The organism is Thermomicrobiales bacterium (assembly GCA_041390825.1).
Taxonomy (GTDB): domain Bacteria; phylum Chloroflexota; class Chloroflexia; order Thermomicrobiales; family UBA6265; genus JAMLHN01.
The window spans coordinates 13534-27461 of record JAWKPF010000046.1 but is presented as its reverse complement, the minus strand read 5'-3'; the positions used below and the strand labels follow the sequence as shown (position 1 = coordinate 27461).

Annotated in this window: 14 protein-coding genes and 3 tRNA genes; 5 read left to right on the top strand and 12 right to left on the bottom strand. The window is 60.8% G+C overall.

Annotation, left to right across the window (positions count from 1 at the left end; genetic code table 11):
• Positions 1 to 239 (bottom strand): hypothetical protein (locus R2855_18295; GenBank protein ID MEZ4532948.1); only part of this gene is annotated, 239 nt, incomplete at its 3' end.
• 292 nt (positions 240 to 531) lie between these two features.
• On the opposite strand from R2855_18295, the gene R2855_18290 reads away from it, so the two are divergent.
• Positions 532 to 1338 carry a siderophore-interacting protein gene (locus R2855_18290; protein MEZ4532947.1) on the top strand — a complete coding sequence of 269 codons (807 nt, stop codon included), beginning with the start codon at positions 532 to 534 and terminating at the stop codon, positions 1336 to 1338.
• Between the two features lie 108 nt (positions 1339 to 1446).
• Entirely contained in the window at positions 1447 to 1848 is a 402-nt protein-coding gene (locus R2855_18285) for a PPOX class F420-dependent oxidoreductase (GenBank protein ID MEZ4532946.1), read from the top strand.
• Here R2855_18285 and pip read toward each other — a convergent pair.
• From pip to R2855_18260, 5 genes are all read right to left on the bottom strand, one after another.
• Positions 1845 to 2789: a prolyl aminopeptidase gene (pip, locus tag R2855_18280; protein MEZ4532945.1), complete on the bottom strand. Its 945-nt coding sequence runs from the start codon at positions 2787 to 2789 to the stop codon at positions 1845 to 1847. The genes R2855_18285 and pip overlap by 4 nt on opposite strands.
• A 2-nt stretch (positions 2790 to 2791) precedes the next feature.
• A complete protein-coding gene (argG, locus tag R2855_18275; GenBank protein MEZ4532944.1) occupies positions 2792 to 4129 on the bottom strand; it encodes an argininosuccinate synthase in 1338 nt (445 codons plus the stop codon).
• 104 nt (positions 4130 to 4233) lie between these two features.
• Positions 4234 to 4821, bottom strand: coding sequence for a peroxidase-related enzyme (locus R2855_18270; GenBank protein ID MEZ4532943.1), 588 nt, complete (start codon positions 4819 to 4821; stop codon positions 4234 to 4236).
• Positions 4818 to 5321: a hypothetical protein gene (locus R2855_18265; protein MEZ4532942.1), complete on the bottom strand. Its 504-nt coding sequence runs from the start codon at positions 5319 to 5321 to the stop codon at positions 4818 to 4820. The genes R2855_18270 and R2855_18265 overlap by 4 nt, the downstream gene beginning before the upstream one ends.
• Before the next feature lie 111 nt (positions 5322 to 5432).
• On the bottom strand, positions 5433 to 6059 hold the full coding sequence (locus R2855_18260) for a pyridoxamine 5'-phosphate oxidase family protein (GenBank protein MEZ4532941.1): 627 nt from the start codon (positions 6057 to 6059) through the stop codon (positions 5433 to 5435).
• Between the two features lie 268 nt (positions 6060 to 6327).
• Between R2855_18260 and R2855_18255 the strand changes: the two genes are divergently transcribed.
• Positions 6328 to 7545, top strand: coding sequence for a PrsW family glutamic-type intramembrane protease (locus R2855_18255; protein ID MEZ4532940.1), 1218 nt, complete (start codon positions 6328 to 6330; stop codon positions 7543 to 7545).
• A gap of 45 nt (positions 7546 to 7590) precedes the next feature.
• Here R2855_18255 and R2855_18250 read toward each other — a convergent pair.
• Positions 7591 to 7666: transfer RNA gene (locus tag R2855_18250), tRNA-Gly, on the bottom strand.
• Between the two features lie 168 nt (positions 7667 to 7834).
• Between R2855_18250 and R2855_18245 the strand changes: the two genes are divergently transcribed.
• Positions 7835 to 7910: transfer RNA gene (locus R2855_18245), tRNA-Ala, on the top strand.
• A gap of 71 nt (positions 7911 to 7981) precedes the next feature.
• On the opposite strand, the gene ftsH is transcribed toward R2855_18245, so the two are convergent.
• The 5 genes from ftsH to R2855_18220 form a co-directional block, all read right to left on the bottom strand.
• Positions 7982 to 9961 carry an ATP-dependent zinc metalloprotease FtsH gene (gene ftsH / locus R2855_18240; protein ID MEZ4532939.1) on the bottom strand — a complete coding sequence of 660 codons (1980 nt, stop codon included), beginning with the start codon at positions 9959 to 9961 and terminating at the stop codon, positions 7982 to 7984.
• A gap of 62 nt (positions 9962 to 10023) precedes the next feature.
• Entirely contained in the window at positions 10024 to 10614 is a 591-nt protein-coding gene (gene hpt / locus R2855_18235; protein ID MEZ4532938.1) for a hypoxanthine phosphoribosyltransferase, read from the bottom strand.
• On the bottom strand, positions 10596 to 11969 hold the full coding sequence (tilS, locus tag R2855_18230) for a tRNA lysidine(34) synthetase TilS (protein MEZ4532937.1): 1374 nt from the start codon (positions 11967 to 11969) through the stop codon (positions 10596 to 10598). Before tilS ends, hpt begins: the two co-directional genes overlap by 19 nt.
• Positions 11970 to 12003: 34 nt before the next feature.
• Positions 12004 to 12078, bottom strand: a tRNA-Met gene (locus R2855_18225).
• 71 nt (positions 12079 to 12149) lie between these two features.
• Entirely contained in the window at positions 12150 to 13052 is a 903-nt protein-coding gene (locus R2855_18220) for a bifunctional 5,10-methylenetetrahydrofolate dehydrogenase/5,10-methenyltetrahydrofolate cyclohydrolase (protein MEZ4532936.1), read from the bottom strand.
• A 389-nt stretch (positions 13053 to 13441) separates the two neighbouring features.
• Here R2855_18220 and R2855_18215 point away from each other — a divergent pair, with 389 nt between their 5' ends.
• Positions 13442 to 13843 carry a helix-turn-helix transcriptional regulator gene (locus R2855_18215; GenBank protein ID MEZ4532935.1) on the top strand — a complete coding sequence of 134 codons (402 nt, stop codon included), beginning with the start codon at positions 13442 to 13444 and terminating at the stop codon, positions 13841 to 13843.
• The last annotated feature ends 85 nt before the right edge of the window (positions 13844 to 13928 follow it).

Here is a 13928-nt window from a genome sequence, read left to right as displayed (position 1 = left end):
CACGTGCGCGGCAGGCGCAACGAGCGCACCACCAGCTCCGCATAGTTCTCCGGGTTGTAATGGAAAAGGGCGTTCCAGGCGTCTGCCGTCGTGATGCTGAGCGAGCCGACGCGCAGGCTAAGCAGCCCGACGACCATCAGGACGCCAATCAACGCGACAAGACCCAGCGGCAGCAATGAACGCTGCTCACGGCCAGGTTGTCCAGTGAGTGTTCCGGCGGCGTGCGCGGGAGTTGCCATGGTGGATGCGCCTTACTCGAACCGTCCGTTCCGTACTGTCGAGAAGGAACGATTCGACTGTAGCGCCATCGAAGTTGACCTCGGTCGAGTTACGGATCGAAAAATCCGACATCTCTGATCGGAATTTTCTATTCACACCTCCGCGCTGTCAAGCGGACAGCAATCGTCCGGTCAGGCGGCGGCTCGAAATCCAGGCAGCGTCGCGGATGGCGCTCGCGAATGCCTGTTGACGGGAGGATTCTGCGTTCTCTAGTATTCCGACCAAATTAGTCAGATTAGGATTTGTAGGACAATGACGACGCAACTCGCACCAGCGCCACGCAAACCCAGAGCCAGACATCCATTGACGACCATTCCGGCCAGCGTGGTCGGCTCGACGTGGATCACTCCGCGCATGACTCGCCTAACCATACAGAGCGATCAGATGGCCGGATTCCTCCGTTCCGACGAGCCGGACCAGTTCGCTACGATCATCTTTCCTCGACCCGGTCAGCAGCTCATCGATCTGTCCGATGGCGTCGATTGGGATACATTCTTCAAGATTCCCGACGAGTTTCGACCTGAGGCCCGCAACTACACCGTGCGCCATGCCAACCCTGCCGCTGGCACGATCGATGTCGACATTTTGGTGCACGGAGGACCCGGGTACGGAGAGAACTGGGCGGCCAACGTGCAACCGGGCGAGCGGATCTTTCTCTGGGGTCCGCGGGTGGCATACAGCCCGTTTCCAAATGCGTCGTTTCACTTGCTTTTTTGCGATGAATGCGGGGTGCCGGCGGCAGCCGCCATCATCGAGTCGCTCCCTCCCGACGCTGCCGGCCGCCTGGTGGCCGAAGTGAAGGACTCATCGGCTATCCCTCCGATGCCCGATCACCCAGGCGTTGCGCTGGATTGGGTGTTCTCCGGCGAGTCCGAACCCGGTACCGGAGGCCGGTTGCTGGATGCCGTCGCCTCGGTTCCGCAACCAAGTGGGTTGGTGTACGCCTGGGGCGGCGGAGAGATGACCGCGATGCAGAAGATCGGACGATACTTGCGCAAGCATTGGGGTCTCAAGACGTCGTCGATCAGCGCCATTGGCTATTGGCGCATCGAGCCGTGAGATCCCGCCACGTAAACAGCGCTCTCGATTGTTCCACGAGATGTGAACTCTTGTTACGATCAGCATAGTTGTCGTCTGACAATCGCGATTGCGAGCGGAGAAAACTTCATGCCAACCGGACCGATTCCTGACAGCCACGCCGATCTCCTCGAGGTTCGATTGCTCGGTCAGCTTGCAACTGTGGATTCTGGCAACCGCCCACAGGTCAACCCAGTCTGGTTTCTCTGGGAGGACGGGCATCTGCTCCTCAGCATCAAGCCGGAAACCAGGAAGTACCGAAATCTCCGCGGGAACCCTGCGGTCGCGCTATCGGTTCTCGATCCAGGAAACTCGTTCCGCTACATCGAGCTCCGTGGCGAGGCCATCGATTTCGAGCTCTTTACCACCCTTGCGTTCGTGAACCGACTGGCTCACAAATACACCGGCGCGGACTTCACAGGGGGTGTCGACGGCGAGGAACGCTGGAAGGTCACCATCCGCATTGATTCGTGGACCTCTGCCGGGAGCTAGTTCGACGATCGGAGCGCGAAACGATCGGTCGCTTCGATGAGCGCGTCGGTGATGCCTGGTTCGCTCATGGCGTGACCGGCGTCCGGAATGATATGCAGCTCCGAATCAGGCAACGCCGCATGCAACTCCCAGGCGTTCCGGACCGGACAAATGACATCGTACCGGCCGTGGATGATGACGGTCGGGATATGCGCGATACGGTCGGCGTCCTCGATGAGCTGATTGGGGCGCTCGAAGAAACCTCCATTGACGAAAAAGTGATTCTCGATCCGCGCGAATGCGAGGTATTGCTCGTCGGTTCCACCCTCGAATACCGGGATGAGCTGACTGGTCGACCATTCCCAATTCGTCCAGGCACGAGCTGCTTCGAGCTGTTCGGCCGGATCGTCTCCGAACAGTCGGCGATGATATGCGCGCATCAGGTCGTCCCGTTCTGATTCTGGAATAGGCGCCAGGTAGTTCGCCCACACATCGGGAAAGATGTTGCTTGCGCCTTCCTGGTAGTACCAGGAAAGCTCGAACGGTCGCAGCAGAAAGATGCCGCGGAGGATCAACTCGGAAACGTGTTCCGGATGCGTCTCCGCGTAGGCAAGCGCGAGGGTGCTCCCCCAGGATCCTCCAAACACCTGCCAGCGATCGATCCCAAGTCGCTGCCGAATCGCCTCGATATCCGACACCAGGTGCCAGGTTGTGTTGCCCTCGACTGACGCGTGCGGGGTGCTCCTGCCGCATCCTCGTTGATCGAAGAGAACAATTCGGTACCGTTCGGGATCGAACAACCGCCGCTGGCGAGGGTTCGTCCCACCCCCAGGTCCACCATGAAGAAAGATCACCGGCTTGCCGTCAGGGTTTCCGCACTCCTCGACATAAAGGCGGTGACCGTCGTCGGTCTCGAGAAACCAGGTGGAGTAGGGCTCGATCTCCGGGTAAAGCTCGCGCATGCTCATTCCTGTGACTTGGCGCCAATGCGCGGAACGCCGCCATCGGCTGGCAGCGAGACGAGTCCGGTTTCGGCGTAGTGGAGAAGTTTCTCGCGGGTATCGGCAATGTCGTTGTTCCGCATCGTCAGTTGCCCGATGCGATCCTGCGCGGTGAACGACGCTTCGCCCTTCTCCATCGTCAGGCGGCTGGCGTCGTAGGTGAGATTGGGAGAGGTTGTATCGAGAATCGAGTAGTCGTTTCCGCGCCGCAAGCCAATCCTGACCTCCCCGGTGACCACCTTGGCGACCCAGTTCTGCAGCGATTCGCGCAGCATGAGCGCTTGCGGATCGAACCAGCGCCCCTCATACAGCAATCGACCGAGCGTGCGGCCGTTCACCCGCAGTGTCTCGATCGTGTCCTCGTTGTGGATACCGGAGACGAGGCGGTCGTAGGCGATGTGAAGCAGCGCCATCCCCGGCGCTTCGTAGATGCCACGGCTCTTCGATTCGATGATGCGATTCTCGATCTGATCGCTCATCCCGAGTCCGTGTCGTCCACCGATGGCGTTTGCCGCGGTGATCAACTCGACCTGATCCGCAAACGACTGCCCATCGATCGCGACCGGAAACCCCTCCTCGAACGTCACCGTCACCTCTTCGTAGTCGATCACGATCTCCGGCTTCCAGAACGCGACCCCCATGATCGGATCGACGATCGTGATGCTGGTGCTGAGCTCCTCGAGGTGTTTGGCCTCGTGCGTGGCCCCGAGGATGTTCGAATCGGTGGAGTAGGCCTTTTCGGCGGACATGCGGTACTGGAAGCCAGCTTCCGCGAGGTAGTCCGACATCTCCGCGCGGCCGCCGAGTTGATCGATGAAGGCCGAATCGAGCCACGGCTTGTAGATCCTGAGCGCGGGGTTCACCAGGAGCCCGTAGCGGTAGAACCGCTCGATGTCGTTACCTTTGTAGGTGCTCCCGTCACCCCAGATGTTGACGCCGTCCTCCATCATGGCCGCGACCAGAATGGTCCCGGTCACAGCGCGACCCAGCGGCGTGGTGTTGAAATAGGGGACACCGGCGGTAGTGATGTGAAACGCCCCGCATTGCAGCGCGGTCAGCCCTTCACGCACCAGCTCCTGTCGGCAGTCCACCAGGCGCGCCGATTCCGCCCCGTACTCCAACGCGCGGCGAGGAATGTCGTCGTAGTTGGTTTCGTCCGGCTGACCCAGATTGGCCGTGTAGGCATACGGCACCGCACCATGCTCGCGCATCCAATAGAGCGCCGCGCTCGTGTCGAGGCCGCCCGAGAACGCAATGCCGATCTTTTCTCCAACTGGAAGACTTCCGAGAATATTTCCCATTTCACCCGCCATCTGCCACACGAACGCGCGATCGTCGATCGATGCGATTCTACGCGGTTCGCTGTTCGTGATTGCGCCGGGAGGATCCGGCTTTGCATGAACGGCTAGTGGAGTTTGGGTTGGGCCTCCGGCTCGCCGAGCGTCAACATCAGTCGATTCGCGTTCGCAAAGAACGCCGCATAGTTCAGGATGTCGAGGATCTGAAGGTCGGTGAACCCAAGCGCACGCAAGGGCGCAAGGTCGGCGCCTGTGAGCGCTTCTGGATCGTTCGTGAGCTTGGCGGATACGTCGACCACTGCTCGCTCGACCGGCGGTAGCTCGGTGTCGGTCCCTTCGTCCAGGAATCGTTGCGCCATGGGGCGGTTCTTCAGATAGTTCGCCACATGACGCGCATGCACTGACGCGCAGAAGACGCAGCCGTTGATCCGGGAAGTGGTGGTCGCTCCGAGTTCGCGGTACCCCGCTTGAGTGACGTCGGCCTCATCGGCATAGACATGTCGATGCACAAGCGCGCGCGCCTGCAACGAATCGAAATCGTTCGCCAACACCAGCAGATAGTCCGAAGCGTTCTTGCCGGCAATGAACGACTCGATCTCCTCCCTCCGACGCGGGGAAAGATCACCATCCACAGCACGCGGAACCCAGGGAACCCAGTTGAGGAATTCGAGTGTGAACGCTGGCTCGGACATCATGACGCTCCCAATGCACGCAGCGCAGCAATGAGCCGCACCTGATATGACACATACGCGACGACCTGCGATAGAACGACGATTCCCTGTGGCGACAGCCCCGACTCGAGCAACGCGTCGATGTCGTTCCGGCTGCTCTCCATCGGTCGAGTGGTCACCAGGTCGACGTGTCGCATTGCCGCCGACAACGGGTGATCGTCTGGCCACGACGCGTGGATGTCCATCGCCATTTGAACCTCCGGGGACGAGACTCCGACGTCGTCAGCTCGGGCGGCGTACCAATCAGTCACTCGATTGCTTCGCGTATGCGACGCGGTCCGGATGGCGACCAATAGGCGATCGGCAAGAGAAAATGCAGCACCGGAATCGCTCGACGGGCGAAAGAGCGCGTCAGAGTACCCCTGCATCTGCGCACCCAGCTCCGGCTTTTCCGCCCGGAGCGCCCGCACCCGGGCGGTGCAGTCCTCGCCCAGGATGGAATCGATCACATCGTCTTGGCTCATGTCATCCCCTGTCAGGCGTCCGCAGGTCAGGTCTGGTTGCGAGTGCTTTCATCCATGCTCGCCGCCTGAACGCTCGAGCGCCCGCACGACGAACCCGAAGCATGTGTCGACCTACAGCGCTTTTCCGTCGCTCGAGAAGCGGGCGAGATCGTCGTCCACAAAGCCGTCACGCTCCAGCGCCGGCAAACCGTCGATGCTGGTGACGTTGTTGGCCTGGATGTAGTTCGATTTCCACGACTCGCCGTTTTTCGCTTGCTGTTTCTCGGCCCACCGCACCAGTTGTTCCCGCTCGTCCACGAGCTTCATGCGCGGAACCATGAATCCGCATGAATCCGCGATCCGCTCGACATCGATCACGATGATCGATCGAGAAATGAGCGTCGTATCCTCCGAAGGCTCGAAGGCCGCCATCCGCTTTTCGTACTCGGGGTGGCCGGGATCGACGACCCGACCGACGCCATGCAGCCGAATCACCTTCGGAGCACCCTCTAACGCGCAGAACATCACAACGATGCGCCCGTTCTCACGCAAGTGAGCGATCGTTTCCGCTCCGCTCCCGACCAAATCCAGGTAGGAAACCGTGTTTGGACCGAGAACGCGAAAGAGGCCGCTGCCCCCTTTCGGTGAAACGTTGACGTGGCCTTCGCTGCCGGATGGCGCAGTGGCGACAAAGAAGAGCGGCTGCTTGCTGATCCAGGCCTCGAGCTGGGAATCGATGCCCTTGAAAATACGTCCCACGGTGTTCTACTCCACACATCGTTCGAATTGGGAAAACTCTACCGCAGCAGTGAGATTGGAGATTGCCTGGTGATTTCGCAATCGAATGCCGCTGGGCGCTTTTTCGACGATACGAATGAGATCGACTCACCACATTGTGTTGTAATAGAAATCATTCGAACGCTTGGAAACCGGGCACGACCCGGCAAGGGCCGGCGGCACATCCTGTACGGTCGGAGCACCTGCGCGGGAGCAGAAAGGAACGAATCTGGACTCCTTTGTAACTCCGTTGGCGCGTGCTTCGCGCAAGACCGACCGGATCCATGACCCTCGACTGGTCTTTGCGATTCTGGCGGTACTGGCAGTTCTTGGCGGTGTGGCTGCCGCGCGCATATTGACGTTGCTCGATCTCTATTCGCATCATGAGCATCTTCTGCGGGTGTTCTTCATTGCGCTTTTCTTCTCCACCATTCTCACCGGATTGACGACACTCATCCTGAGATGGCTCGATCGGCGCGATCCACTGCCCTGGCAACTGTACGCATCGCTTCTTGCGTGGGGGGCAATCCTCAGCACCGGACTGGCGTTGCCTGCGAATCAGCGAATCCTCAGAGATGTCGATCGGTGGGTCGAGAAAAACGACCTGATTCCATACGCTGGCGAGAATCGAGGCTTCCTGCTTGGCGCTCCGATTGCCGGCCCCCTCGTCGAGGAGACGCTCAAAGGGGTTGGCTTGCTTTTGGTTTTCTTCCTCTTTCGCTCGTTCTTCCGCAGTCCTCGTGACGGATTCATCATGGGCGCGCTCGTCGGGGCCGGATTCAACTGGTTCGAGTCCGCGCTCTACGTTGCCAATGACTATGCGGAATGGGGCGTCCACACCTATGGCACCGAACTGGGAGGGCGCTACGGACTGTTCGGGTTCGCCGGGCATGCGTTGTTCACGGGACTGACCGGGCTCGGCCTGGGCTATGCGGCTGTCAGCAAGACCCGCGTTCGCGCGGTGGCCTGGGCGCTCCTTGGGTACTTCCTCGCGGTGACCGCCCACCTGGTCAACAACGGGCTTGGCGTTGCCGTGGTCGTGATCCTGCACACGATGGGCAAGCCGATTCCCGATCTCAGCGCTCCGACCGAGGAGAATCCGTTTCTCTCCAGCTGGATGAGCGCCAGTCTCCGCAGCTTTTTCATGTTCCTGCCATCGGTCTTGCTCATTCTCTACACATTGGTGCGCACGGGTCGATGGGAGGAGAAAACGATTCAGACCGAGCTGGCTGGCGAACCTGACACCGTCATCTCGGAAAAAGAGCGCGCCCGGTTGGCCCGTGAGACCCATTGGCGCATGCGCCGCTATCCATGGGAGTCACGGCGCCACTCCAGATCGATCGTGGCCGAGCAGAACCGTCTCGCGTTCCTCAAGTATCAGGTTGAACAAGAAGGTGGCGATGTGCAGACCGATCCGGAAATCGTTGCCCAACGAGCGCGCATCGAACGGATTCGCGCCTCATCGTGATTGTCGACGACGAGAGTGATACGTTACCTGAGGGGAAGAGAGGGGTGGAGCGGGTGATGGGACTCGAACCCACGACATTTTGCTTGGGAAGCAAACACTCTACCAACTGAGTTACACCCGCATCGGTCAGCACTATACACCTGACGCGAAGTCACGTCCAGCCGAATTCCAGTCACAACTGGCACAGTCCGCGAGGTCGTGCATTTCCAAGGTCAACAAAGGGACGCTTTCAGCGAATTCCAAGTTTGACCCGATAATCTCATGACCGTATACTCGCGTCGTTCCTTCGGGGGGCGTAGCTCAGCTGGGAGAGCGCTACAATCGCACTGTAGAGGCCGGGGGTTCGAGTCCCCCCGCCTCCACCAACAGGAACAACGAAACCCCGGTCCAGATGGGCCGGGGTTTTGTGTGCGACGTTGTCTGTTGTTGCGGACGACTACCCTGCGGGTTGCGGCACCATCTGTCCACCGAGCGGCGGCCGATCACGATCGTCTGAGTCGTTCCGCTTGGTGCGCGGCTTCTTGTCCTCTGCCGGGGTGATCAGCGATGCCGCCGGACTTGTGGCGGGTGGGCCGACGAGCGTTGGTTTCGGGCGTGGCGAATCGAAGAGCGCTTCCAGTTCTTCGCCTTCGATCGTCTCCTCGCGCATGAGCAACTCAGCAATCGCTTCCAGCTGCGCAAAGTGCGAGGTAACGACTTCCTTTGCGCGCTCCAGTCCGCGGTCGACCAGCATTCGGATCTCCTTGTCGATCTCGAATGCCACTTCGTCGCTGTAGTTCCGTTGCTCGCTAATCTCGCGGCCGAGGAAGACCAATTCGTCCTTCTTGCCGAAGGCAAGGGGGCCGAGGTTTTCGCTCATGCCAAATTCCGTCACCATGCGCCGCGCGAGGATGGTGGCACGCTCGATATCGTTGGCGGCTCCAGTCGATTGCTCGTCGAACACCATCGATTCGGCCACGTGCCCGGCCATGAACACCGCGAGCTCGTCCTCGAACTGCCGCTTGGTCTTGAACATCCGGTCCTCGTCCGGCACCACGCGGGTGTAACCACCCATCATGCCGCGGGCCACGATGGAGACCTTGCGCACCGGATCGGCATTTGGGAGCATGCGCGCCACGAGTGCATGTCCGGCCTCGTGATAGGCAGTCATCAATCGTTCCCGCTCAGAAATCACCCGGCTCTTGCGCTGCGGGCCGGCCAGCACCCGGTCGATCGCTTCGGTCATCTCGTGACGCCCAATGGTCTTCTTGCCACGCCGAGCCGCCAGGATTGCCGATTCGTTCACCAGGTTCTCGAGGTCTGCGCCGGAGAAGCCAGGCGTTTGCCGCGCGAGGTTGTCGATCGAAACATCGCCCTCCAGTGGCTTCCCACGGGAGTGGACTTCGAGAATGGCTCGCCGCCCGGCGATATCGGGCCGATCGAGGATGACTTGTCGATCGAATCTCCCGGGCCGCAGCAACGCCGGATCGAGCACATCGGGCCGGTTGGTTGCCGCGATCACGATCACATTCGTGCTGCTGTCGAATCCATCCATCTCGACCAGAATCTGGTTCAGTGTTTGTTCGCGTTCGTCGTGGCTGCCGCCCAGACCGGCGCCGCGCTGCCGGCCGACTGCGTCGATTTCATCGACGAAGACAATGCATGGCGCGCTCTTCTTTGCCTGGTCGAAGAGATCGCGCACGCGGCTCGCGCCCACGCCGACGAACATCTCCACGAACTCAGAACCGGAAATGCTGAAGAACGGCACACCCGCCTCCCCGGCCACCGCACGCGAGAGCAAGGTCTTGCCGGTTCCCGGGGGTCCGACCAACAGGACACCGCGCGGAATTCGGGCGCCAAGCGACTGGAACTTGTCTGGATACTTCAGGAACTCGACGACCTCGACGAGCTCCTCCTTCGATTCGTCGACTCCGGCGACGTCGGCAAACGTAACGGTGGGCTTGTTGCTGCTGAAGAGACGCGCTCTGCTCTTGCCGAACGAAACGGCCTGATTGTTCGACCCTTGCGCCTGGCGCATCATGAAGAGGAAGATGCCGATCAGGAAAAGGGTCGGCAGCAGGAAACCCAACGCCCCCAACCAACTGCCCCAGCGGCTCGCTGCCTTGACATCGATTGGCGGTGCAGTAGCGACATCGACGCCATATGCCTCGAGCGCTTCATAGATGGTGGTGTTGCCGGGAAGGATCGACTTGGCATCGTTGGTATCCGGGTCGATGTACGCGACCCGAACCGTATTGCTGTCTTCGCCGATCGTCAGCTTCTGCACCTCGCCGGCCTGGATATCGGCAGCGACGGCAGAAAAATCCTTGTTCGTTGTCGCATCGTTGTCGTTGACGACAAGGAACCAAAGCGCGACAACAGCGACGATCAGGACAATCCAGACCGCACTGCTGCGCAAGCGTCGAATATCACCCATTCATGGACCTCCGGCCGGCCCGAGCTTCCTGGATGGTTTTCGTGATCCTGAAGGGGCGGCTTCTACGAAAGTATAGCAGTCTTACTTTTCGTAACTTCGATTTCCGCCGGATCCAGCACACCAATGTACGGCAGGTTTCGGTAGCGGCCCGCAAAGTCGAGACCATAGCCAATGACGAACTCGTCCGGAATATCGAACCCAACCAGGTCCGTTTGCACCGCCATCGCCTCTGCCTTCGGTTTGCGCAGCAGGGCAACGACCTTGATATCGGCCGGGTTTCGGCGCCGCAGGACGTCCAGCAGATAGCTCAGGGTGAGTCCGCTGTCGACGATGTCTTCCACGATGAGAACGTGGCGGCCTTCGATGTTCTCGTTCAGGTCCTTGAGGATGCGCACGGCGCCAGAACTGGTCACATCATCGCCATAGCTGGAGACGGCCATGAAATCGACCTTCAGTTCGGCATCCATCGCGCGCATCAGGTCCGTCATGAACGTGATGGCGCCATTGAGCACGCCGATAAGGAGTGGGGTTTCATGCAGATAGACTTCGTCGAGCTCAGCGGCGAGCTCTCTCACTCGTTGCTGAACCGAATCGGCATCGATGAGGATCCGCGCGACCCCCTTGTCCTTGCGCTTCAAGACCGCCTCCGCCATCGAACCCCCGCCTTCTTGCCTGAACCGTCATCGACCTTGCCCCGAATGGTGGGATAGATTGCCGGGATGAGCAAGACCCCAGCCGGCGAAGCAACTGCCAGCACGTGCGTTCGCACGAGTGGATGGACGCCAGCAGCGCGCAGGTCCTCCATCACGGAGTCGTTCGTCCCATGCCACCGATCGCCTTGTCTGATCGAACGCACCTCCAGCGGCAAACCCGCTGGGGCGTCGAACGGGACATCACCCGGTCGCGGATCGTCGCGGATCTCGATGATCCATCCGTCCCCCGTATCGATCGGAATCGATGCGGCAACCTCATGCATCAGCTGGTCGAATCGGACCAGCCGGTTGCCGTCGACAACGATCGAACAGCGACTCCCAGCCTCTTCGATTCGAGTTTCGTCACCATCAGTCGCCAGAGCCCGCAGGCGGTGCACAACATCTGAATCCACTTCGGCGAGCCCAAGCCACTCGAGCCATCGCCGCAGCACGCGGTTTGCTACAGCTGGCTCGAGCTGACTCAATATGTCCGTACAGAATGTCCGGTCAGCGTTCTCCACTCGATGATAGGCGAGATCCGCAGCTCGATGCATAGAAGACCTATCTGCATCGAGCACCGCCGAGCTGCGCGAGATCGTCTCGACCGCATGCGGCCAGCGCTTCAGGATTTCCGGGAGTACCCGTAGGCGCATCCAGTTCCGGTCGAAGTCGGTTTCGGCGTTGCTCTCGTCGGCGACCGGGGACAACCCCAGGAGCGCGACATATGCCTCGATCGCTGCTCTGGATTCAGCGAGCATGGGACGCAATAGCGTGAGGTTCCGCGCCTCCGTTGCCTCCGGAACCCACCATGGAACAGGTCGGTGCTCGACGGGACGCATGCCGGCGATCCCGTCCAACCCCGCTCCTCGCACCAGATGCAGCAGCATAGTCTCCACCTGGTCATTCGCCTGATGGCCCAGCACGATCGTTGACGACTCCCAATCATTGGCGGCGGTTGCCAGCGCGAGATAGCGCTCTCTGCGGGCAGCTTCCTCTAGCCCTATGCCCGCCGTTCGTCGACGCAGACCGGATTCGAGTGTCACGATGTCGATCTGCAGACCAAGCGCGACCGCCAATTGACGGCAGGCCGTGGCATCGCGTTGGGAGTTGTCACGAATCTGATGATCGACATGAATGAGCCGAATCTGCGTTCCGAGCAGAGGGGAAACGCGTGCGAGCCCGGCGGCTAGGGCGAGCGAATCGACGCCACCAGAAAACGCGACCGTCAGGCGATCCCCCGGTTGCACGCCACTGTTTCGCATCGCGCGGAGAAGACGCTGCTCGAATCCCGATCGGTTCGATCGCGTTCTCGCCATGAATTCATGAGTCCTGGGAATGTCGTTGGGGCGATGGTGCCGACGGGTGGATTCGAACCACCGGCCAAAGGCTTATGAGTCCTTTGCTCTGCCACTGAGCTACGTCGGCCCAAAACAACGGTCGAGAAGCCTAGCAATCCAGGGGCCTTCGCGTCAACCTCGGACGGGCCCGGACGCGGTTCAGCCCTCTGCGCTCTGCCAATGCTCGAACGGCGGGATGGAATCGAGATCGTTGTGCAGCCCGGCAATACCAGCGGCGATCGTGTTGCGTGCCAGCATCAACGCCGTGATCGGTCCCGTGCCCCCTGGAACCGGGGTGATCGCTCCGGCCACACCCAGGAGCGCGTCGAAGTCGGCATCGCCAGTGATGCGGTCTCCGATCACATTGATGCCAAAGTCGAGCACTGCGGCGCCCGGGCGGATCAGGTCCGGTGTTAGGAAACCAGGGCTACCGATTGCCAGCGCGACAATATCGGCCTCGCGTGTGTACGACACCAAATCCCTGGTGCCGCTGTGGCAGACGGTCACCGTTGCGTTTCGGCGCTGCAAGAGGGCAGCCAAAGGGCGACCGACCACATTGCTTCGCCCGATGACCACGGCGCGCGCTCCGTTCATCGGTATCCCGTAGTGATCAAGCAGGGCAAGGCCGCCATTTGGCGTGCTTGGCGCCAAACACGGAAGCCCCAGGTGCAAACGGCCGGCGTTGATGACCGTCACCCCGTCGACGTCTTTCAACGGGTCGAGTTGTTCCGAAACGATTCCCTTGTCGATCCGCGCCGGGAGCGGCATGAGCACCAGCACCCCGGTAACCTCTGGGTCATTGCTGAGCTCTTGTAGCGCACGCTCCAGATCGGCATCCCGGCACCCGGCAGGCAAATCGACCGGCCGATGCTCGATCTCGACCCGCTTCATGGTCCTGGAGATCGAGGTGCGATACGCCTCAGCCGATGCATTCGGTTCCGCCGCCAGCGTCACGAGCACCGGGGGACGGCCACCATCGCGCAGCAGCCTCATGCGAGCAAGTCGGATCTGGCTCCTTAGCGTTGTGGCCAGGTCGCCGCCTCGCAGGAGAAGGGTGTCCATGTTGGTCGAGGTGTGGGCGGTTATGGGAGATCCCTTTCCGGCTGTCGAAACAAGGCGGCGCGTTCCCCATCGAACCAGGACGAATTAAGCCACAGATCGCGTCACAAGGGCCATCGCCCCGACGATGCAGGGGGCGAGACCCGTGCATTTTCCGCATGACGCCTGGGCAACGACAGTCAACGCCAGCGATTCGACACCAACGGCGCGCTTCAGCGATTATCCGCATTCGAAACGACAGCGCGCCGAAACCGATGTGGATAAGCTGAAATTCGAATTGACGGCTGGGCAACGGGCTGATAGGATGGTGTCAGTGAGTCAATGACCGGTCCGAACGGTCGCCGATCGAGATCGATCGATTGTGTCTTTCTGTCACAGAGCGGGGGTTACGAATGACAGAGTTTGGCCAACTGCTGAAGTCGCTTCGGGAGCGGCGCGGCGTTTCTCAGAGCAAGCTCGCTGAACGCGCTGAGTTCGATCACAGCTACGTCAGCCGTCTCGAGGGCGGCGCGCGTATGCCAACCCGGGACGCGGTCGATCGCCTGGGCGATGCGATGGACCTGGGTGAGGGCGAGCGAGACATGCTCCTTGCGGCAGCAGGCTTCTTGCCGCGGGATTTCGCCAAGATTCTTTCGGCTGAGCCTGTGCTCGGTGAGGTCTTCTATCTGTTGAGCGACGAGCAGCTTCCCGCGGAATACCGCGAGAACATGCGCCAGGTTCTCCATCTGCTGGCAGAACAGGCGCGGATCGCTATGCAGCTCGCGCCCATGGGCCGGGTTTCCGCCGCCGCCTAGCAGGGCTGATCCGAAAATTCGGCAGGCGGCTCCGCGCCGCGGTTCGCACCCCGCTTCGAACCGCGCCGGAGCCGATGTCATTTCC